17 protein-coding genes and 1 pseudogene are annotated in these 20,136 nt (G+C 63.7%); 4 read left to right on the top strand and 14 right to left on the bottom strand.

Annotated features, from left to right (window positions below; translation table 11 throughout):
* The coding region (locus tag NKI59_RS27795) for an IS630 family transposase (protein WP_352707966.1) at positions 1-711 on the top strand (711 nt) is incomplete at its 5' end.
* 12 nt (positions 712-723) lie between these two features.
* Here the strand turns inward: NKI59_RS27795 and NKI59_RS27790 are convergent.
* The 6 genes and pseudogenes from NKI59_RS27790 to NKI59_RS27765 all read right to left on the bottom strand — a co-directional run bounded on the left by NKI59_RS27790 (position 724) and on the right by NKI59_RS27765 (position 8,769).
* Positions 724-1,005 carry a type II toxin-antitoxin system TacA family antitoxin gene (locus tag NKI59_RS27790; protein ID WP_352707965.1) on the bottom strand — a complete coding sequence of 94 codons (282 nt, stop codon included), beginning with the start codon at positions 1,003-1,005 and terminating at the stop codon, positions 724-726.
* A gap of 159 nt (positions 1,006-1,164) precedes the next feature.
* On the bottom strand, positions 1,165-1,584 hold the full coding sequence (locus NKI59_RS27785; protein WP_023723159.1) for a hypothetical protein: 420 nt from the start codon (positions 1,582-1,584) through the stop codon (positions 1,165-1,167).
* Positions 1,574-1,834, bottom strand: a complete 261-nt coding sequence (locus tag NKI59_RS27780; protein ID WP_198030585.1) for a type II toxin-antitoxin system prevent-host-death family antitoxin — start codon at positions 1,832-1,834, stop codon at positions 1,574-1,576. The genes NKI59_RS27785 and NKI59_RS27780 overlap by 11 nt, the downstream gene beginning before the upstream one ends.
* A gap of 62 nt (positions 1,835-1,896) precedes the next feature.
* Complete coding sequence (locus tag NKI59_RS27775) at positions 1,897-2,838, bottom strand: DUF2493 domain-containing protein (protein WP_352483439.1); 942 nt, start codon at positions 2,836-2,838, stop codon at positions 1,897-1,899.
* A 247-nt stretch (positions 2,839-3,085) separates the two neighbouring features.
* Positions 3,086-4,134, bottom strand: a pseudogene (locus NKI59_RS27770) (DUF7146 domain-containing protein).
* Positions 4,135-4,146: 12 nt separating this feature from the next.
* Positions 4,147-8,769 (bottom strand): strawberry notch-like NTP hydrolase domain-containing protein, encoded by a 4,623-nt coding sequence (locus NKI59_RS27765; protein ID WP_352707964.1) that lies wholly within the window; start codon positions 8,767-8,769, stop codon positions 4,147-4,149.
* Between the two features lie 187 nt (positions 8,770-8,956).
* Between NKI59_RS27765 and NKI59_RS27760 the strand changes: the two genes are divergently transcribed.
* Positions 8,957-10,147 carry a DUF1173 domain-containing protein gene (locus NKI59_RS27760; protein WP_352707963.1) on the top strand — a complete coding sequence of 397 codons (1,191 nt, stop codon included), beginning with the start codon at positions 8,957-8,959 and terminating at the stop codon, positions 10,145-10,147.
* 763 nt (positions 10,148-10,910) lie between these two features.
* On the opposite strand, the gene NKI59_RS27755 is transcribed toward NKI59_RS27760, so the two are convergent.
* From NKI59_RS27755 to NKI59_RS27735, 5 genes are all read right to left on the bottom strand, one after another.
* Positions 10,911-11,177: a hypothetical protein gene (locus NKI59_RS27755; protein WP_352707962.1), complete on the bottom strand. Its 267-nt coding sequence runs from the start codon at positions 11,175-11,177 to the stop codon at positions 10,911-10,913.
* Between the two features lie 163 nt (positions 11,178-11,340).
* Positions 11,341-11,841, bottom strand: a complete 501-nt coding sequence (locus NKI59_RS27750) for a DUF1419 domain-containing protein (protein WP_352451761.1) — start codon at positions 11,839-11,841, stop codon at positions 11,341-11,343.
* A 159-nt stretch (positions 11,842-12,000) separates the two neighbouring features.
* Positions 12,001-12,393: a hypothetical protein gene (locus NKI59_RS27745; RefSeq protein WP_352707961.1), complete on the bottom strand. Its 393-nt coding sequence runs from the start codon at positions 12,391-12,393 to the stop codon at positions 12,001-12,003.
* Positions 12,394-12,479: 86 nt separating this feature from the next.
* Positions 12,480-12,956, bottom strand: a complete 477-nt coding sequence (locus NKI59_RS27740) for a UCP036055 family protein (protein ID WP_352451763.1) — start codon at positions 12,954-12,956, stop codon at positions 12,480-12,482.
* Between the two features lie 71 nt (positions 12,957-13,027).
* Entirely contained in the window at positions 13,028-15,178 is a 2,151-nt protein-coding gene (locus tag NKI59_RS27735; RefSeq protein WP_352707960.1) for a ParB/RepB/Spo0J family partition protein, read from the bottom strand.
* A 190-nt stretch (positions 15,179-15,368) separates the two neighbouring features.
* Between NKI59_RS27735 and NKI59_RS27730 the strand changes: the two genes are divergently transcribed.
* Together NKI59_RS27730 and NKI59_RS27725 are read left to right on the top strand one after the other, a co-directional pair.
* A complete protein-coding gene (locus NKI59_RS27730; protein WP_352496762.1) occupies positions 15,369-15,989 on the top strand; it encodes a DUF433 domain-containing protein in 621 nt (206 codons plus the stop codon).
* Positions 15,986-16,372, top strand: coding sequence for a DUF5615 family PIN-like protein (locus NKI59_RS27725; RefSeq protein ID WP_352451766.1), 387 nt, complete (start codon positions 15,986-15,988; stop codon positions 16,370-16,372). The genes NKI59_RS27730 and NKI59_RS27725 overlap by 4 nt, the downstream gene beginning before the upstream one ends.
* 396 nt (positions 16,373-16,768) lie before the next feature.
* Here NKI59_RS27725 and NKI59_RS27720 read toward each other — a convergent pair whose 3' ends face one another.
* From NKI59_RS27720 to NKI59_RS27710, 3 genes are all read right to left on the bottom strand, one after another.
* Complete coding sequence (locus NKI59_RS27720) at positions 16,769-17,965, bottom strand: DUF932 domain-containing protein (RefSeq protein ID WP_352707959.1); 1,197 nt, start codon at positions 17,963-17,965, stop codon at positions 16,769-16,771.
* Between the two features lie 131 nt (positions 17,966-18,096).
* The gene (locus NKI59_RS27715) at positions 18,097-18,369 is read right to left on the bottom strand and encodes a CoA-binding protein (RefSeq protein WP_352451768.1); all 273 of its coding nucleotides are present in this window, start codon (positions 18,367-18,369) and stop codon (positions 18,097-18,099) included.
* Positions 18,370-19,147: 778 nt separating this feature from the next.
* Positions 19,148-20,032: a LysR family transcriptional regulator gene (locus NKI59_RS27710; RefSeq protein ID WP_352451825.1), complete on the bottom strand. Its 885-nt coding sequence runs from the start codon at positions 20,030-20,032 to the stop codon at positions 19,148-19,150.
* Between the last annotated feature and the right edge of the window lie 104 nt (positions 20,033-20,136).

Genomic DNA, 20,136 nt, shown 5'->3' with positions numbered 1-20,136 from the left:
ATGCCGGAGCTTGCCGCCGAACTGGCCGCTGCTACAGACGTCCAGGTCGCTCCTGCCTCGATCTCGCGCTGGCTCATCAGGAATGGCTATCGCTTCAAAAAAACGCTGCTGGCCAGCGAGCAAGATCGTCCCGACGTCAGCAAGGCGCGGCAGGAGTGGCAGACCAGGCGCCAGCCGCGGATGCGGCTTGAGCCACATCGGCTGGTGTTCATCGACGAAACCGGAACCACTACGAAGATGACACCTCTGCGCGGCCGCTGCCTAAAGGGCCAACGGCTGCGCTCAAAGGCACCGTTCGGGCATTGGAAGACGCAGACCTTCATCGCCGGGTTGCGCTGTCATGGGCTCACGGCCCCTTTTGTTATCGACACGCCGATGAACCGGCGCATCTTCGAAACCTATGTCGAAACGCAGCTCGCTCCGACGCTGGCAAAGGGCGATGTCGTCATCCTCGACAATCTCGCTGCCCACAAGAGCCCGGCCGCCGAGGCAGCGATCCGGGCCAGAGGCGCATGGCTGCTCTTCCTGCCGCCCTACAGCCCAGATCTCAATCCCATCGAAATGGCATTCGCCAAGCTCAAGGCGCACCTGCGCGCAAAGGCCATCAGAACCATCGACGCCCTGTGGCAGGCCATTGGCGATATCTGCAATCTCTTCTCTCCAACAGAATGCAGAAATTACTTCGCAGCCGCAGGGCATGGACTCACATGAAAGTCCGCCGCTCTAGCGGTCCCAGGGCGAGGACCGGCGCAACCGCTCGGCCGCCTTCGGCGGGGACGCAGCGGCGGGGGGTGAGATCGCCTGCACTAAGGCGTCATAGGCTTCCGGGAAGACGCGGATGACGGTTTCGTTGAGGATGGCGGCCTGCGCCTCGTGGAGTGCTGCGCGCCGCATGAACTCCGTGCGCGACAGGCCGAGCAGCTGCGCGCCGCGGTCGATGATCGTGAGATCATTGTCGCGAAACCGCATCGAGACGGATATCTTCCTATTTGCGGCGGCGGCCATGGCGCGTACCTGTGCTGGAATGGACATACGTCGGTGCAATGCAGCATGACACCGGATTTGCGTGACGAAGCCATTCCTGTTCCTGCGACCGGCGTACAGGCATGCGGAAACGGCGGACTGATCCGATCCGAGGTATGCTCCCTGCCGCGAAAGAGAACGTCAATCCAGACGGCTGACGCGGCGGCCCTCGCTGCGCGCTTCGATAAAGGCGCCTGCGATCTTCATCATGAATGCCTTGCTGAAACGACCGAGGGGCTTACCGTCGGATTCGATGTACCAGGAGCGTTCGGCAATATCGTAGTTGTATTCGTCAACCACAATCCAGCAGCGTTTGAGATCGGTCAGACCGGCGCGGCGGCACTCGATAGCGGAGACTTCCAAACCGACCCGATCGCTGGTCGGTGGATGGGTGGTTATCGCCAGGAGCGCGAGATGGGTCAGGCCATCTCTTGCGCCGCGCACAGCGATGACTACGCAGGTCGGCCGGCTCTTGCGGCCTTCCGTTTCGCCGCGCTCGTGTTGCCATGCCCAAAGATACGGGTAGGAGATCACCTGACCAGGCAGAAATCTACCGCTCATCATCGTATCTTTCCCCGCGCGCTAGTCGGTCGATCTCGGCGGCGAAGAGTTCCGTGTGTTCCTCTGGCATCTCGGAGACACGGTATGCGCGGCGGGGATCGCCGCCGATGCGCATTCGTTCGTAGTGCTCGTAACTCATCAGCACGAACCGGGGTTTCCGGTGCTTGGTAAGAATAACGGGTTCGCGGCTGGCAACGTCGGTGACGTCGCCAACCTGCTTGTTGAGATCCCCCGTCGTGAACTGGCGCATGGCTGGACTCCTTATCGATCTCCATATTATCTGGATTTTCTTGATTTGCAAGAAAACGGCGCTCACGCGCCGCCCTCCGCGAACCGCCACACGGGGATGCCGAGCCGACGCGCCTTGTCGGCAAGGTTGTCGGTAATGCCGGAGCCGGGAAAGACGATCAGGCCGTAGGGCACCACGGAGAGAAGCTGGTCGTTGCGGCGGAACGGAGCCGCCTTGGCGTGTCGGGTCCAGTCCGGCTTGAAGGCGATCTGGGTGACCTTGCGGTTCTCGGCCCAGCAGGCGGCGATGCGTTCGGCGCCGCGCGGGCTGCCGCCGTGGAGCAGGACCATGTCGGGATGCTTCTCGCGGGCCTTGTCGAGCGCCTCCCAGATCCGGTCGTGATCGTTGCAGTCGAGGCCGCCGGCGAAGGCGATCTTGGTGCCGGCTGGAACGAGCACCTCGGTTTCGGCATGGCGGCGGGCGGCGAGGAAGTCTCTGGAGTCGATCACCGCTGCGGTCATCGCCTGGTGGCTGACCTTGGAGCCGGTGCGCGGCCGCCATGCCGATCCGGTCTGCGCCTCGTAGAGGTCGGCGGCCTCATCGCGCATGATTTCGAGCACGTTGCGGCGCTCGATATAGGTGATGCCTTCCGCAGTGAGCCGTTCCAGCTCCACCGATTTCACCTCGGAGCCGTCCTGCTCACTCTGGCTCGAACGCTGCGCGTCCTCGTTGCGGTCAAGGCTGCGGGCGACGCGCTCGGCGGCGCGGTGGAAGACGTTTGCGAAGGACCAGAGCAGGTCGTCGAGATCGGGTTCGAGCCTGGTGTCGCCAAGCATACCGGCGAAGGTCTCGACGATGCCGCCGAGGCCAGCCCGGATCACTTCGTCGTCGGGAAGCGGCCGAGGATCAGGTTCGTCCTGGTGCGGGCGATGGCCGTACATCTGCAGTTCGAGGATGACACGATCGGTCGGCGAGGAGGCGTGGTAGGGTTCGTAGGCGTCGTCGAAAGGAAGCTCGTAGGTCATGGCGTGTCTCCATCGGTTGTGGTCGCGCCTATCGCGGCCTGACAGCGCATCCCGGCCGCGCCGCGGGCGCGGCCGCACCGAAGGCCGGAGCGCGAGCGGAGGACGGCGCAGCCGTTGCGGCCGTGACCGGGGGGTGGCAGGGGTCGCCTCTCGGGCAGGCCGCGGGCACAGCCTCTCCGGCGGACCGTCGCCATGCCTGCAAGGCTTCCGGTGACGCCGACTCTGCCCGCCTGCCGGCCCCGCCCGTTCATCCGGGCGGCAGGAAGAGACGGGCATCCTCCGGGACGAGCTGATCGCTGAGCCATGCGGCGAGATGAGCTGGGCCGAGATGGCGCAGATCGTCGTTGAAGTCGCCGAGCTGCGGCCGCAACACCAGGGCGAGGATTCCTGACTCGCCTGCGCGCTGGCTGAGACGTTCGATGCCGTGCCGGCCGGCGGCGTCAGCGTCGGCCGCGATGTAGAGGCGGCGGCAGCCGGGGGGCAAGATCAGGCCGGCGAGGTGATTGGCCGAGGTGGCCGCAGCCACCGGCAGCGCCGGCATCACCGTGCGGAGCGAGGCCATCGTCTCGAAACCCTCGCCGGCGGCCATGACCGGAACGGGCGTGCCGGGATCGAGGCCGAGCCAGATGCCATTTCCCAGGAGATGACCGAGCGAGCGTCGAGGATCGGCGATCTGCGCCTTGCCGTTGCCGTCCGGAGCGAGCCAGGTGCGCTGGAGGCCGGTGATGCGCCCGTCGATGCCGGTGACCGCAGCGATCAGCGCGGGCAGGGTCTGCGTCTCGCCGGTCACGAGATCGCGATAGTAGCAGCCGGGGTGGAAGCGCAGGGCGCGTTCGCGGGCGGCAAGCAGAATGCCGCGGCCGGTGAGGTAGCGTTCGGCCAGCGTGCCGGCGATCGGCTGCGACATGGCGAACAGGCGGCGGGCGGCGTCAGGGGAGCCGCGTGCCGCGGCAGGCTGGCGCTGGATATCGGATGAGCGGGACTGGGGTTCTGGCCGTGGGATGGCGAGGAAGCGACGCGCTTCATCGGCGACCTCGCGGAATCCGACCAGGCCGCAGCTCGCCTCGATGACGTCGAGCAGGTCGCCATATTCGGCGTCGCCTCGTCGACCCACTTGCCGGCAGGGCCTTTGGCATTGGCTTTCAGCCGCACATGCATGGAGCGGCCGCGTGCGTTGCGGACATCACCGACGATCCAGTGATTGCCGGAGCGATGGCCGTTGGAGAGATATTCGCGGCACACCGCCTCGGCATGTTCGCCAAGGCGGCGTGCCAGCTCGGAGGCCGAGGCGGTCATGATCGCCTCCCCTTAAGCCGCTGCGGTGCGGTCGGTGACGCCAACCAGCGTATGGCGATCGAGGAGTGTCGCGAGGATGGCGGAGCCTTCGTCGCCTGTCGGGACGAACAGCTTCAGCTTCCAGGAGATGATTTCGGAGATCAGACCCAGCGCCTTCAGCCGCGGGACCATCGCTTCGGTGAAGCCGACCAGCTCGACGCGGTAGTCGTTCATGACGCGGCTGCGGCGCAGGACCAGGCCTTCGGCAAGCTGCAAGCCGATCTTGCCTTCGATCAGGCCTGTCCATGCCGCCTCCGGTGCAAGCGTCGGCACATGGTCGATACCAAGATTGCGTAACATGGTGGCCACCAGCGTCGGCGCGATGTGACGGCCGATGATGCGTTCGCCGGCATCGGTCTGGATCCGGTAGACCTGGCAATCATGATCGGGCAGCCGCCGCCAGATCGGCAGCAACAGGCCGGCGACGATGTAGAAGGTGCTCGGGGTGAACTCGGGGACCGCGGTGACTTCTGCCTGCCACAATTCGCAGAACAGCTTCCGGTCGGCAGGCTGCCAGTGGGTTTCGGCGAGGGCGTCAAGACCAAAGCGCAGCTCGTCAATCGGCCGAAGCAGACGGACGCGATGTTCGACCGTTCCGTCGTCGAGCATCAGACTGGCGGTCGGCAGCTGGATCGCCGCTCGATTGGAACGCGTGTTGACCAGCAGGACTGACTGCGGCTCGGCGCGTACGATCGCCAGAGCGTCTACCAGGCCGAGTGGCCGGATGCGGTCTTTGCGCGCAACAGTCAGGACATGGGACTGCGCGCCGGAGACCGGATGCGTGTAGACCGTCCGGCGATCGGTAACGACGATGCTCTCCGCCGTGATCGTCTCCAGCCCCTTGTCGTAATTGCCGGCGGCAATGGCGCCTTCGACCTTCGCCGCCATCAACTGCTCGAACACCTCGAACAGCAGGTTCTGGGTTTCGATGCGCAACGCTAGTAGGCGATTGAGCCAGGTCGTGATCGGCGGCAGTTCGTCGCGCAGCCCGCCCTCGTCAGTCGTCAGCGACAGCCCGGTCACAGTCTCGAAGGTCGTGAGCGAGCAGCCCTCGATCTTGCCCTGGTGCAACAGAAGATAGAACTGGCGAAGGGCCGCACGGGCATAGGGGCTTTCGAGATTGTCCTCGGACCGGAACAGTCCCGCCCCGCCGGTCTGGCGCTGGCCGCGCGTGATCGCGCCCAGCGTGTCGAGCCGTCGCGCAATGGTCGACAGGAAGCGCTTGCCGGCTTTCACGTTGGCGGCCATGGGCCGGAACAACGGCGGTTGCTTCTGATTTGTTCGGTGGGTCCGTCCGAGACCCTGGATGGCGTTGTCGGCGCGCCAGCCGGCCTCCAGCAGATAGTGTTTGCGCAACCTCTGGTTCTTCACCCCAAGATCGGCATGATAGGAGCGGCCGGTGCCCCCGGCATCCGAAAAGATCAGCACGCGCTTGTCGTCATCCATAAAGCTCTGGGTCTCGGCGAGATTGGCCGAGCCAGGGCGGTTTTCCACGGCGAGCCGATCGATGCCGTCGCGGCCGGTCTTCTTCACGATGCGGCGCGAGCGGCCGGTCACCTCGGCAACCCTGGCGGTGCCGAAGTGATGGATGATCTGGTCGAGCGCGCTGCCGACCGGCGGCAGCGATGCAAGTTTTTCGATCATCTCGTCGCGCCGGCGAATGGCCTCCCGGCACTGGACCGGGTTGCCATCTTCGTCGTGGACAGGCCGCGAATAGACATTGCCCTCCGCGTCCGAATATTCCTCGAACAGCTGGATGGGGAAGGAATGCATCAAGTACCCGCCGACGTACTCGCGCGGCGTGACGTCGACATGCAGGTCCGACCATTCCTCGGTCGGGATCTCGGCAAGGCGTCGTTCCATCAGCGCCTCGCCGGTCGAAACGATCTGCACGACTGCCGAATGACCTTCGAGCCGATCCTGCTCAATCGCGCCGATCAGAGTCGGCATCATCATCGAGGTGATCAAATGCGAGAAAAAACGTTGCTTGGTACTTTCAAAGGCCGAGCGCGCCGCCGATTTTGCGTTGCGGTTCAGCGTGCCGGCCTCGCTGGTGATGTTGGTGGCCTCGAGTGCGGCAGTCAGGTTGTTATGGATGACCTGGAAGGCGTCCGCATAGGCGTTGTAGATGCGGATCTGCTCGTCGGTTAGTGCGTGCTCGAGCAAGTCGTATTCGACGCCATCATAGGAGAGCGAACGCGACATATAGAGGCCGAGCGATTTGAGATCGCGGGCGAGCACTTCCATCGCCGCGACACCGCCATTCTCGATCGCGGCGACGAATTCGGCTCGGTTGGCGAATGGAAAATCCTCGCTGCCCCAGATGCCGAGACGCTGCGCATACGCCAGGTTCTCGACGGCGGTCGCACCGGTCGCGGAGACGTAGACAACGCGGGCATTGGGCAGCGCGTGCTGCAGCCGCAGTCCCGCCCTGCCCTGCTGCGAGGGCGCGACGTCGCCACGCTCGCTTTTGCCGCCAGCGGCATTGGCCATGGCGTGCGCCTCGTCAAAGACGATGACGCCATCGAAAGATTTTTTGGCCCCCGACTGGTTTTCTCCAAGCCCTGTCTGGCTTTCTTTAATCCCCGTCGGGCCTTCGGTCCTTCCCGCCCAGTTTTCTCTGTTCCCCGTCGGGCCTTCGTCCCTCCTCGCCGGCTTCTCTCCAGTCCCTGTCGGGCCTTCGGCCCTCCCCGCCTCTTGTCCGACCCAGTCGAGGATCTGGGCGATCCGGGATTTCTTGCCCTCCCGTTCCTGCGAGCGCAGGGTTGCGTAGGTCGTGAACAGGATGCCCTCGGCAAGGCGGATCGGTGTGCCCTGCCGATAACGTGAGAGCGGCTGGACGAGAAGTTTTTCCTGGCCAAGTGCTGCCCAATCGCGCTGGGCGTCTTCAAGCAATTTGTCCGACTTGGAGATCCAGATCGCACGGCGGCGGCCCTGCAGCCAGTTGTCGAGGATTATGCCGGCGACCTGCCGTCCCTTGCCGCAGCCGGTCCCGTCACCCCAAAACCATCCACGGCGGAAGCGGACAGCGTTCGCAGCACCTTCTGGCGCGGCCGAGACGACATCGCAGGTCTCGTCAACCGTCCAGGCGCCGGTGAGATGGCCGCAATGGGCTTCGCCGGCATAGATGACGCTTTCGAGCTGGGCGTCCGACAGCAGGCCCTCGTCGATGATCGCATCAGGAAGAAGCGGTCGATAGGAAGGCTTCGGCGGCGCGACGGCGGCCATTGCGGCCGATTGCACGAGCGGCGTCGGATGCGGTTTGGCGCGGGGGACGTGGATCGACTGGAGCGCATAGGGCTCGTAGATCGTGTCGGTGAGTCGGCCGCCCTCCTCTGGCATCCAGTCGCGCAGCTCATAAGCAAGGGGAACGGCAGGCATACTATTTGCCATGACCTGGCCAGCGGGCTTCGCCGGCGCAATCGGACGGACCGATTGAATTGCCTTTGGAGCAGCCTTTGACCCAGCAACGGGTGCCGCTCTCGCCGCGCATCGGGCGGCCATGTGCGCTGCTGCCTTCCTCAGGATCCCGTGCGACAATGCACCGATCGAATCCGGGAATCCACCCAAAGTCCGGGGCGGCAGATCGGAGATCCAGGAGAGCAGGCTTTCGACATCCTTGGCCTTGCCGGGCGACCGGACGCAGCCGGTCGGGTCGGTGGCCGGTACCTTGTCGATTACCGTCAGGCGGGTCTCAGTGGTGGTGCCATGGCGGGCGTAGACACGGCCGTCGATCGCCGCGGTGAAGACAATGGTGCCCTGCTGCTGCAGGCGTTCGAAGGCGGGCCGCCATTTGGGGTTTTCGGAAGATAGGCCGGTGCCGGTGATGGCTACCAGGCGCCCGCCCGGACGCAGGCGTGCGAATGCGGAGGAGAGGTGCCGCCATGCCGCATCGGCGACATGGCCGTCGACATAGCCGCCGACGGTGAAGGGCGGATTCATCAAGACGACGGACGGCTTGATCGCAGGATCGAGATGATCGTCGATATGGGCAGCGTCGTGCCGGGAGACGGGGAACCGGGGAAACAGCAGGCCGAGGAGATCGGCCCGCGTCGCGGCAAGCTCGTTCAGGGCGATCGAGGCGCGCGCCATCTCGGCATGGACGGCGAGCAGACCGGTGCCGGCCGAGGGTTCGAGAACGAGGTCGCGAGATGCGATCGCCGCGGCGTGCGCTGTGACCAAGGCCAGCGGCAAGGGCGTCGAGAGCTGCTGCATGGCCTGGCCCTCGTCGGACCGTCGCGTATGAGTGGGAAGAAGTTCGGCGATGCGCTTCATCATCGCCAGCGTTGCCTGCGGCGTGGTGGACCGGGACAGGATCGCAGGGCCGAACCGGCGCAGAAACAGCACCTGGGCGACTTCGAGCGCTTCATAGGCGTCCTTCCAGACCCAGAACCCTTGCGCATCGCTGCCGCCAAAACTTGTCGTCATGGCGGTGCGCAGGGCGGCGGTGGTGACAGGCTTGCCCTGCCCGAGGAAAGGCAAAAGCAGCATTGACGCCTCATGGATCGCCTGGGCGGTGTTGATGGCGTCATGTGCCGGCACCGCGAGGCGAGCGGCCGTCCGGGCGACGGTTGAGGTGGTCGAAACAATGTTCATGGAGATGTCCTTCGCGAGAGGGGGGAGTGGCACCCGCGCCGGCACTCTCTCCGCGCCAGCCGGGCCGCACTCCTCCCGGCTCCCCTCTGCCTCTGGCGCCGACGCACCAAAGGGGTTGCGCTCTGCACAAAGCCATGACTTGAATGTCCGGACAGGGATGCGGCGGCGACCTGGAGCTGCGGAGGTGATGCGACGGTTCAGAATTGGCAGTGCGGTCTACGAGGAGGGAGCGCCTGACCTGCAGGCGGCGCTGGCGAACGCCTATGCCCGCACCGAGCGTCCGCTATGCCTGTGCCGCGAGCCGGGCTGCCCGATGTACATTGCGCGCATCGGCGACCTTCATCTGATCAAGCGCATGCCGCTGAGTGGCGGCGGGCATGATCCATCCTGCGATTCGTATGAATCGCCTTACGAACTATCCGGCCTGGGCGCCTTGATGGGCAGCGCGATACAGCTCGATCCGCAAAGCGGCATGGCGGCCCTCAAATTGGACTTCAACCTGTCGAAGACAGGGAGCCGCGCAGCATCCGTGCCTGCGGGGCAAAGTTCCGCCAGCGTAACCGCCGATCCCAGGAAGATGTCGCTGCGTGGCCTCCTTCACTATCTCTGGCACGAGGCCGAATTGACGGTCTGGACATCCCGATGGGCCGGCAAGCGACATTGGTGGAATGTCCGCTGGCATCTGCTCGAGGCTGCCGGGCAAATGACGGTGAGGGGCGGGCCGCTCGCGGATATCCTGTTTGTGCCCGAGCCGTTTCGCGCCGAGAACAGGCAAGCGATCGAACATCGTCGCAACGCGGTTCTCGGCATGGCGCTACCGCCGAAATCCGGCCCACGAAAGCTACTGGTTCTGGTCGGCGAGGTGAAGGAAATCACGCCCGCCAGATCGGGTCAGAAACTCGTCATCAGACATTTGCCCGGTTTTCCCTTCATGATCGACGATGCATTGCACCGCCGCTTGCAGGGGCGCTTCGAGAAAGAATTGTCGCTGTGGGAAGCGGATTCCAGCTCACATCTGATAGTGATCGCGACCTTCGGATTGAACCCGGCCGGCCTCGCCATTGTCGAGGAGGTCGCGTTGATGGTGGTATCCGAGAACTGGATTCCTTACGAGACGGTTCCGGAGAAGCGGCTCGTCGACGCGCTCGCCCGCCTTCACGAGAAGAGTGTGAAGGGATTGCGCTACGACCTGCAAACCGACCAGCCGATCGCCAACGCTTTGCTCCAGAACAGGCAGCAGCCGATCGCGCTCTTTGTCGTCCCCGCCGGTGCGGACGAAACATTCGAGGCTTCGTTGCAGGATATGGTCGCGAACCGGCCGGAGATGGGTGCGTGGACCTGGCGGGTCGGTGACGGGGAGATGCCGGCCCTTCCATAGGCTGGGAACGACATCTCAGATTTCCATCAATGCCGTGAATCGATTGGCGGCCATCGATTCAGACAATGCGTTGGACAAGGATCCCCGTTGTCTTGGACCATGACGGTATGATGAGGGGTGACCAGCGATCGTCTTTTTCGGTGACCATGCTGTGGGTTTGCGAAGATCCGCGCGTAAGCACAGTGGGCGCCTGATCGTTGTCAGCGTTGAACTCGGCATGCCATTCGAGCTGTGTCCGAACCCCGCGTTGCATCGGCGAGCGAGACGCTGGAGAGTTGGCTTTCGCATCGGCGTCCGTCCAGGGCGGCACCGCGGTCGATGGTTGCGTTGGGTGGACGATAGGCCTTGGCCAGCGTAGATGTGACCCGGTCCCGCTACGGACCGATTCCCATCCGAAGGTGGTGCAATAAATGAAGCGGCAGAGCCGACCCTTCATCGTCGAGGTGAAGAAGAAGCGTTGCGAATCCGCGCGGCAGCGTTCGATCTGGGGAAATCTCGATCTCGCTGCGATCGACGCGGAAACGGCGCGGAAGCTGACGAAGATCAAGTCGGATGTTAGCTGTTATGGCGAGTCAGCCGGCGGGTCGCGGCGTTCTTCGATAATCGCCCTGGCCTTCTCGACTGCCGCGATCGCCTTCGGCAGCCAGCGCTCGAACTCTACTTTGGAAAGGCCCATCGGCTGGGATGGTTCTGGGTCGCGGAGGTTGGGACGGTCGGGCACGGCTGAGGACGAAGACCTCGTCCGTGTTGGCCTCGAACAGCATCAGGATGCGGTCGCCATGGCGACACATTCGTTGATCCAGCGACGATCGGAATCGCGGTACCTTGTAGTTCGATCGGGCGGCACATAGACAATCGTGAAGTGTGACAGCGTCTCGCCCGTCGGCGCCGCATAGAAGTGCTCTTCCACCTCGATGACGACCCCGCCGGTGCTGTAGTAGGTGGCGACCGTGTCGCCGGGACGTACGAGATCGGCGACCGTTAGCGCTCCTGGGGGCGTGCGCCCGGTATTGGCGGCGATCTGGGGCACCGAGGCTTGCGGTGTAGGTCGAGTACGCCATAGGTGTCCTTGCCGGCCCCTGGCGGGTGTTTACGGGGGTCCGCATCGTTGTCTCCTCCCCTCCTGGCGCCTCGTGCGCGAGTTGCCGGCAAGCGGCTGTCGATCTCGTCGTCCGACAGGTCTTCGAGCAGTTTCAGGATCGTTCGTGGCCACCGTTGTTGACGAGAACGACGCGTTTGCCACGGTGGTCCGCGGGCCAGGTGTGGGGATTGATCTCGCCGGCGATCCCCCTGAAGTCGGGATGCGTCGCGTTCCAGATCGCCTCGAGCTTTTCCGCGCGGGTCATGCTGTCGCTCGCGCCGGTCTCGTGGGCGATGATTGCGGCGCGCATCTTGTCCGGGGATTGCCGATCCGTGAGGTCGCAAAAGCCATGAAACCAGCGCTCGCGTCCGCGGATGCGGATCGCGAAGAATACGCTGGTCACATTGCCGGTCTTATACTCCGACATTCCGAACATGCCGGTGCGCATGAAGAGCGGCGGCAGCAAATCGAGCATGAAGTGATATTCTGACGCGGCGATCTCGAACCACTCGCCTGAATAGGGAGTGCCGGAAAGCGGATCGATGCCGGGAGTGTCTTTGTGTCGGCTGAACAGTTGGATCATCTGCTCGCGGGTGGCGACGCCGTCGAGCACCTTCCTGAATGGTGGATGTGCGGTCATGGGGTTCTCCTGAACGCAGCTCGGCCACGCGCGGCATGAACCGCGTCGTCGCAAGTGCTTGGTGATGTTGTGGCTATCGACTGGCCGAGCCTGCGGCCAGCGTGTGCACCGGCGATGATGGGTATGCAGGGTTCAGGCGGCGCGTCGCTCGGAGGAACGCGAAACGTCTCGACCAACCCCAGTGATGGCACGCACGGCGGCGGCGAGCGCCGGGATGTCGTCGAGCATGCCGAGCGCGACGAAGTGGTTGGCGCCGCCGGTATAGTCCTTGCGGCCCTTGCAGGTGCGGATCAGGATGCCGTGAGCCGATGACAGCCCGAACTGGCCGACCTGAATGTAGGTACGGTGATGGTGCAGGGTAATCTCACCGGAAACCGCTATGCCCGCCTTGTTGGAGCGCAGGTCAAAGCAGCCCGAGGGCAGGTTTAGTTCGGCGGCGAGTTTCTTCAGCCGTGAATGGGCTATCGTGTGGAAGCGTCTCTTGTGCTGCTCGTCATAGGAGCAGCTTCTGTTCCAGTCGAACATGTCGATCTCCATGAAATGGAACAGGCCCGCGATCGCTCGCGCGATCCCGGGCCCGTTCGTCAGGGTGGTTCTATGCGGTGAAGTGATCAGGCGGCCGTGCGGCCCTCGATGATGTCGGCGCCGACCTCATCGGCCGAGACTTCCTCGAGATAGGCCCGACGATACTGGTTGTTAGCGAGCCAGCGTTCGGCAGCCTCGCGATCCTTGGCGAGATAGAGCAGTTCCGGGCTGTCCCCGAGTTCCTGCAGGACGCGGACCATGCCGATCATGGGACGCTCGACGACCTCGAATCGCAGGTCGGTCTCGACGGACCAGGTGCGCCTTACCGAGACGATGATGATGCCGCCCTGCCAGAAATCGCCCTCATGCAGGGTGAAGTAAGCCGGCGAGCTATAGGTCGCGCGCTCGCGCGGCGGTTCCTTCCTGACCAAACGGCCGACGCCGTTGCGGCTCTCCCAAGCGGCGAGCTTTTTGGTGAAGCGAGCCGGCGGTTTCGCGGTGCCGGAGCGGTACCGGATAACGCTCCCCAGAGGAGCGGATTCGTACACGATATGTGCGGACATGCGGGTTTCTCCATGTCGGAAAACGAAAAGGGCCCGGCGGGAGTGCCGGCCCGGTGCGAGCGTGAGGCCGATTATTCGGCGGCCTGGAGGTGGTCCGCCTCGTCGCCGTCGATGGTCACCGGCTCATCGGAGGACGGATCCGCGTCGTCGGCGAGGAAGGCCGGCAGCTCGGCGGCATTGCCGTCGAGAGCCGCCTCGTGCGACATGTCGCCGGCGACCGCGTCGCCAGCATCGGTAGCCGCTTCATCGACCTCAAGGCGCAGCGGCTCGGGCAGCCAGTTCGATCCTTCGAGAAGACGGGCGGCTTCACGGGCCATGATGTCCTTCTTCATGTGGTCGATCAGCTGCGCGGAGTCTGCGCCACGGGCTTCACGGACAGCCTGTAGAATCCGCGCCTTGGTGAGCCGCCCGAGGAACTCGACCGTAGGCGTCCACCCGGCGTCGACCATGTCGAACTGGAGCGAGCGGCCAAGCACGTCTGCATGCTCGAGCGCCTTCGGTCGCCTGTTCCAGGGTTCGACCACCGCATTGAGGGTCAGCGAGACGCAGTGCGCGAACAGCGCCTTGCGGCTTGCTTCGTCGAGGCCGAGAAGGAAGTCCCACAGGCCATCCGCCTCATCGGGCAGATCGCGATCCCACGCTTCGTGGCGCTCGGCGATCTCCTTGGCCCACGGCGTTTCGGCAAGTCCGTCGACCTGGCTGAAGCTGCCGCTCTTCAGACTGATCTCCAGGCACGTGTCCGGCGCGAAGCGATAGAAGACCTGCAGGACGCAGGCATGGAGTGCGGCGGCGAAGGCGATGTCGACGTCGCCGGCGAGCGCATTGCGCAGCGCCAGGGTCCGCTGCGCGGTCAGGTCGAAGAGGAGCCGATCGGGCAGCGGCTTGATGCCGTCGTCGTCGCCGTCGTCACTAGCGCTATCGTTCACCGACTTGCCGTTGACGACAACACCATCGCCATCGTCGTTGCCATTGGATCGGGTTCCGCCGACGGCGCCCCTTTCCTCGCCCTCATCGACCTCGCCGGTTTCGGTCCGCGGCTCGTCCTCGGACCGCACGAAACCGGCGTCGACCTGGAGCTTGCCGTCCGCGGCAAGCGTCACGAAAACACCGGCAATGGCCTTCTGGGCGGGATCGTAGCTTTGAGGACGATCATCGATCGCATCGAGCTCGGCACCCAACTGGTCGAGCTTCGCCTCGATTGCTTCGTCGGCATCCTCGGCCCGGGCATAGTCCGCATCCAGCTTGTCGTATTCGGCCTTCAGCGCGTCATAGCGTTCGATCTCCTCGGCGCTGAGCTCCTGCGGCTCGGCATAGATGCGCCGCATACCGGAGGTATGGCCGTAGGGAAAGCTGATCGCCGCCTCGACCCATTTCCAGCCTTCGGCGCGGATCGCCTCGGCATCCATCTTCAGCCTGTCGAAAACGAGCTGCTCGAGGAGCGCCGCATCCTGGTACCAGCCGCCGGAGTCCTGTTCGAACAGGTCGCGCAGGATGACACCGCCAGCCGCCTCATAGGCCCCGGTGCCGACATAGACGGCACGGCGATCGTCGGCCCGGACCGTCGTCTCCGTCAGCAGGCGCCTGATGTAGTAGGGCTCCTGCGTGTGCGAGCCGGATATCCGTTCCCAGACCTGCTCCTGGCGCGCGTGATCGTCCGAGATCGAAAACGCCATGATCTGTTCGAGCCGGATTTCGTCCTTCTCGTAAAGATCGAGCAGCCTCAGTGACACCGATGCCAGCCGCAGGCGCTGCCTCACCGTCGCCGGCGATACGAAAAAGCGGGCGCCGATCTCCTCCGGATCGAGGCCCTGATCGCGGAGCGTCTTGAAGGCCCGGAACTGGTCGAGTGGGTGCAGGTCGGCGCGCCGCAGGTTTTCGGCAAGCGAGTCCTCTTCGGCCGAGGTCTCCTGCCTGCGGTTGACGATGCAGGGGATTGGCTCGTTCTTGGCCAGGCGCTTTTGCTTGATGAGGATGCCGAGCGCCAGATAACGCCGCCCGCCGGCGGGCACCTCGAACGTGCCGGTCTCCTCGCCCTCGCCGTCGAGCATGGGCCGGACGTTCAGGCTCTGGATCAGCTTTCGCCGTCCGATGTCTTCGGCCAGCTGCTCGATTGACACGCCGTCCTTGATGCGCCGAACATTTTTCTGCGACAGCATTAGCTTGTCATAGGGAATATTCTCCGCGGCGTTCATCGCGATCTTCTGAATGGCGTTCTTTGCCATGGTCAGGTTCTCCATGACGGACGGTCCGGGGCCTCTCCCCGAACCTCCAAGCCCGTCAGGAAACCTCCCCTCCCCCCTCTGCCTCCCGTCGGGCGTCTGGCACGGACGCCGCCGGCTGCCGCAAAGCTTCGCTGGACTGCGGAAGGCAGAATGACTATATATCTTCCACGAATGTGGAAGGATTATTGTCATGCCGGGGTTTAGCAGCGAAGTGCTCACCGCCAATGAGGCGGCGGCGGTAACGCAGGTGCCGCTCAAGCAGGTGCATCGCATCATCGATGCAGGATTGCTGCGCGGCCGTGTCGAGACGCGCCGCGGCAGCCGCGTCATCGTCGGAGCGGGTCTCGTCGGCCTACGCCTCGCCTGGCTGACGGCGGAGACGCTGACGCCGGCCGCGCGGCGGCGGATCGTTGAGCACGCCATTGCCGATGATGCTACGCCCGTGGTCGCGGACGATCCCCTTAAGGTCGACCTGAAGCCGATCACCGCCGGGGTAAGGGCCGGCCTCAGCCGGCTGAGGAAAGCAAAGGCGATGGTGGCGCGCGATCCAGCGGTACTTAGCGGTCAGCCGGCCTTTGTGGGAACACGCGTGCTTGTTCATGACGTTGCCGACATGCTCGCCAACGGCGACACGGCCGACGCGATCCGTGCCGCCTATCCGCAACTGACTCTCGACCGGATCAGGCTCGCGGCCGACTATGCGCTCGCCTACCCGCGGCGTGGCCGTCCGCCGGTCAAGCCGGCGTGGCGCAGCACGGCGGCGAAATCGAAACGCACAATCCGTCTCGACGATCTGCCGGCCGTTTCGTGAAATTCCTGATCGACGAATGCCTGAGCCCAGAGCTTGCGAAACTGGCGCGCGAACGGGGTTTCCCCGAGTCGAGCCATGTGCGCTGGCTGGGCCTCGCCGGCGCCAAGGACCATATGGTGACCCGGCGCGCGGTCGATGACGGCTATGTGCTCGTCACGCACAACACGACCGACTTTCGCGGCCTCTATCGCCGCGAGGAGCTGCATGTCGGGCTCGTCGCCTTCAACACCGCCCCTGGCCTGATGAGCCTCGATCTCCAGCGCAGGCTCTTCCTTCTCGCCCTTTCCGAGCTTGGTGGAGGGGAGGCATGGAACGAAGTGCTGGAGATTACGGTGGATGTCGAGCGTACCGTCACCATCGAACGGTTCAACCTGCCCGACTGACGGACCTCCGCGTTCGTTTCCTGCAATCGGGCTGCGAGAAGCCGCCGCTCGCACAACGAAAAAGCCCGCCGCGGGAGGAGGTGCGGCGGGCTTGATTTGGACGACAGCATTCGGGAGGAATAAATGCCGTCCCTGATCGCCGAGGTCGGGAGGAGGTGACCCGGACGAAACTTGATACCGACAACCTACTCCCTTCCACGCTCCCGAGAAGCATTAATTGTGCATAGCAGCATTGCGATTTTGTGCAGCGCACACCTAGACCTGATAGATGTGTTTGCCAGACCTGCAGCGCAGGCCGTGTGCTGCGCGCCGCAGCGATGCACATGTTCGAAACTGGCGGCATCAGCAGCCAGCCCGGTGACGTTATCTACTCCCGCCGCGCGCAGCATTGCAGTATCATGCTGCCAGATCGAGAAGCTTCTTGGCCTTGCCCTCCATCTCCAGGCGAACATCCTGATGCGGCTTGTCGCGCGCCACCCGTGTAATGCCCTGCACGAAGTCGAAAATCGAGGCGGGCGGGTGCCCTTCCTCCGAAAGCACGGCATCGATGATCTTCGTCGTATCCGCCTTGGAGAAGCCGCGCTTGCGCAGGAAGCTCTGGCGATCTTCGTCGTCCCGAGCGACGACACGCTCCCGCGAAGCCTTGATGCCATTGACGAACGGCATGGGCGAGGAATCGGCAAACTGGATCAACGCCGGCTCGGCTTCCAAGGCAAAACGCGAGGCGGCATATTTGGAATGCCGGATAATGATTTCCTGGAAATCCTGCACGCCCCAGAGGCAACGATTCTGGCACACTGCACGTAGATAGAAGCTGGCGATTCCAAGCGTGCGGGCGCCGACCTCCGAGTTCCAGCAATAAAACCCCCTGAAAAAGACGTCGGGCGAGCCATCGGGCAGCTTGCCGGCTTCGATCGGATTCAGGTCGTCGACGAGGAAGACAAAGACATCACGGTCGGACGCATAGAGCGTCGTCGTGGCATTGGAAATGTCGACATTCGGATTGTAGATTCCTGTTGACCAGTCGAGCACGCCAGGAATCTTCCAGCGGGTGTCGCCGGTACCGTTGCCGGCGATTTTTTGGACGGCCGCGATCAGCTCTTCATCGAAAATCCTGCCATAGTCCGGACCTGTAACCGCTCGCAGCTCGAGGCGTCCGTTCTCGATTTCCAGCATCTTCACCTGCTCGGCGCGGCGGTTGAGGAGACCGTGCTGAAGGTTGATCGCCGCGAGCGGGGCCGGAAGCTGGCGCAGATAGGTGGCCGGTGCACCTACCAGGCTGGCGAGTTGGCCAAAACTCCAATGCGTGGGGGCAACTGGGGCAGGCGCATCGGGCAGCATTAACCTCAGGCGCTCCGGATCGTCGCGGCTGGCCTCGACGCGGATCAGCTCACTCTCGACGATGCGGGTCTTGCTGCGCTCCGACCGGGCCTTCACCGAATTCCGAAGGTCGGTGAGCGACAGGTATCGCTCGTCCGCCGGCCGGTTGAACCATTCTGACGACACGCGGCCGATGCGCTGACCGCGGCTGACGTCGACCTTGTAACCGGCACGCTCGTTGCGGGTGGGCGTGTGAATTTCCATCTGTGTCATGGTTGGAGCTCCTCGGCGGGCGCCGGGAGACTCTCTCCCGGACCTTCACCCGCCACCGCAGCCCACCCACGCTCTTCCTCTGTCGGCATCCGCGCGCCACCAGAAGCGTCGGCATTGCGGAAGCGGCCGCGTTAGGGGCCGACACCAAGCACCGCCAGATCCGGCGCCTCGTCAACGTCCGCGAAGGCGGCGAAGCATGGCCTCCCCAGGATTTCGGTCTGACGCGGATCGATGAACTGGATGCGCCCCGAATATCCGGCGCTGACGACGGACTGGGCCAGCCGCAAGCCGAATGAGCCTTCCCTGCCGGACATCCCGGCAACCACCATGGAGCGGGCGTCCAGCATCGGTGCCAGACGGTGCTGTCCAAGTAGACCCGCGCGCGTTGTGGTTACCGCGTCCATGGCTACTTCCCCTTGAACTCGGAATTGCGCTTTTCCGAAAAGGCGACGGGACCTTCGTTGAAGTCATCGGAGCGGAGCATGCGCTCGTAGTGCTGTAAGCCGCTTTTGCCCACCCATGCCTTGTGGCTTGCCTCATGCGCCGCCTCGACCGAGAGGTGTGCGGTGGCCCGAATGAATTGAAGGTCCGGTCATGATCGTTACCATGGACCGTCCACGACGGATGCCATCGATACGGCCGTCAGCACGATGGTGACACGGATGTCCTGAGGCACGGCACTCCCTTTCTCCCGCAGCCGGAGGCTGGCGCTTCATTAAACGAGCTCATTCTGGCGGCTTGACCGCCGCACCAGGTTTTGTTGTGATTACCCCACTGTAAGGGCAACCCAAAGGAAGCATGCCAGGGTTGATGACAAGACGTGGTTCGACTGGAAGCAATGGTTCCAGCACTTCGGGGTAAACGTGTCGGAAGGGGCTGCCGGGTCCTGTGTTCGACAACCACCTCATGATGAGGCAGGCTGCCTTGGCTGGCAGCGGAATAGCGTTGGGTTGGATTGGCACGGCGAGCGAACAGGTACGCCGCGGCCAACCGGTTGAGCTCCTGCCTGGGGAAGATCAACGCCCCGGTAACGTCTATCTTGTTTCGCTCAAAGAAACGCCGTGGAACAAAGCTGCCGCGCTTTTTGCAAACTGGCTCATGTCCATGCCTGGTCCGGCTTTCGATCCAGTTAGACATTCCACGACACGGAACAATGCGACCGTAGGACTTGAGAAGTTCTAGTTATCGCCCAACGGCAAACGCTGAAAAGTCGAAGGTATTCACATAATCGCGGAATGCGGCCTGCGCCTTGGACTGGTTCTTCAGGTTGGGAAAGATCAGCATCATTTCATAGGGTGGAATTTCCCAGCCCGGGAGCAACTCCACAAGGCGGCCGACCGCCACGGACGGCTGGCACACGTAAGCGGGAAGGAGTGCGACCCCGCCGCCCGCGATGCAGGATTGCAGCAGGAACCCCATAGAATCCGAGGTCGCAGCCGGCGGAGGCCGCAGGACGATCGGTGTGTCGTCTGACGAGAACACCCATTCGGGCTGCGCATCATGCACCAGGCAGCGGCGATCTAGAAGATCGGTCGGTTCCTGAAGAGGACTGCCAGCCGCCAGATAGGCTGGAGCGGCGACGAGAACCCGTTTAATCGAGGAGACACGCCGCACGATCAGGTCCTGACCTGTGGTCGTGCCAACGCGAGAAGCGAAATCAACCCGCTCGCGGATGACGTCGAGATGCCGGTTTGTGGCGATCAGTTCGACGGCGATGCGGGGAAACTGCGTGGTAAATCCGTGCAGGAAGGTCGGCATGAAATAGGTGGCAGTTACCTCTGGGCAGGTGATCTTCAGCGTCCCGACAGGCTGTTCCTTCAGGTTGGTCATCGCCATGTCCGCGGCCGAGACCTCAGCGCGAACGCGGCGGCAGTATTCGAGATAGACCTGGCCGCTGCCGGTGAGGCTTACGTGCCGGGTGGAGCGATTGAGAAGCCGCAGCCCCAGACGTGCTTCAAGCTGGGCGATGCGCTGGCTGACGGTAGATTTGGGCATCCCGATCCGCCCCCCGGCGCGAGTAAAGCTGCCCGTTTCGGCGACTTCGGCCAGAAGGATCATGTCGTCCACGCTGTACAAAGCGACGCATCCTGTCTCGTGTCGTTGCTCATTGTACAATAACACGGACAAAATTTCCGTATGATCGGAATTGTTGGAACGTTCTTGGCTCGGTA

Origin of the sequence: Mesorhizobium sp. M0598 (genome assembly GCF_040320865.1) — a bacterium.
Classification (GTDB): domain Bacteria; phylum Pseudomonadota; class Alphaproteobacteria; order Rhizobiales; family Rhizobiaceae; genus Mesorhizobium.
This window is presented reverse-complemented; position numbering and strand designations above follow the sequence as displayed.

Excerpts from the sequence above, each read along its gene's own strand:
- NKI59_RS27790 (WP_352707965.1), bottom strand. The coding sequence starts at position 1,005 with ATGGCCGCCGCCGCAAATAGGAAGATATCCGTCTCGATGCGGTTTCGC.
- NKI59_RS27785 (WP_023723159.1), bottom strand. The coding sequence starts at position 1,584 with ATGAGCGGTAGATTTCTGCCTGGTCAGGTGATCTCCTACCCGTATCTT.
- NKI59_RS27780 (WP_198030585.1), bottom strand. The coding sequence starts at position 1,834 with ATGCGCCAGTTCACGACGGGGGATCTCAACAAGCAGGTTGGCGACGTC.
- NKI59_RS27775 (WP_352483439.1), bottom strand. The coding sequence starts at position 2,838 with ATGACCTACGAGCTTCCTTTCGACGACGCCTACGAACCCTACCACGCC.
- NKI59_RS27765 (WP_352707964.1), bottom strand. The coding sequence starts at position 8,769 with ATGAACATTGTTTCGACCACCTCAACCGTCGCCCGGACGGCCGCTCGC.
- NKI59_RS27760 (WP_352707963.1), top strand. The coding sequence starts at position 8,957 with ATGCGACGGTTCAGAATTGGCAGTGCGGTCTACGAGGAGGGAGCGCCT.
- NKI59_RS27745 (WP_352707961.1), bottom strand. The coding sequence starts at position 12,393 with ATGTTCGACTGGAACAGAAGCTGCTCCTATGACGAGCAGCACAAGAGA.
- NKI59_RS27740 (WP_352451763.1), bottom strand. The coding sequence starts at position 12,956 with ATGTCCGCACATATCGTGTACGAATCCGCTCCTCTGGGGAGCGTTATC.
- NKI59_RS27735 (WP_352707960.1), bottom strand. The coding sequence starts at position 15,178 with ATGGCAAAGAACGCCATTCAGAAGATCGCGATGAACGCCGCGGAGAAT.
- NKI59_RS27730 (WP_352496762.1), top strand. The coding sequence starts at position 15,369 with ATGCCGGGGTTTAGCAGCGAAGTGCTCACCGCCAATGAGGCGGCGGCG.
- NKI59_RS27720 (WP_352707959.1), bottom strand. The coding sequence starts at position 17,965 with ATGACACAGATGGAAATTCACACGCCCACCCGCAACGAGCGTGCCGGT.
- NKI59_RS27715 (WP_352451768.1), bottom strand. The coding sequence starts at position 18,369 with ATGGACGCGGTAACCACAACGCGCGCGGGTCTACTTGGACAGCACCGT.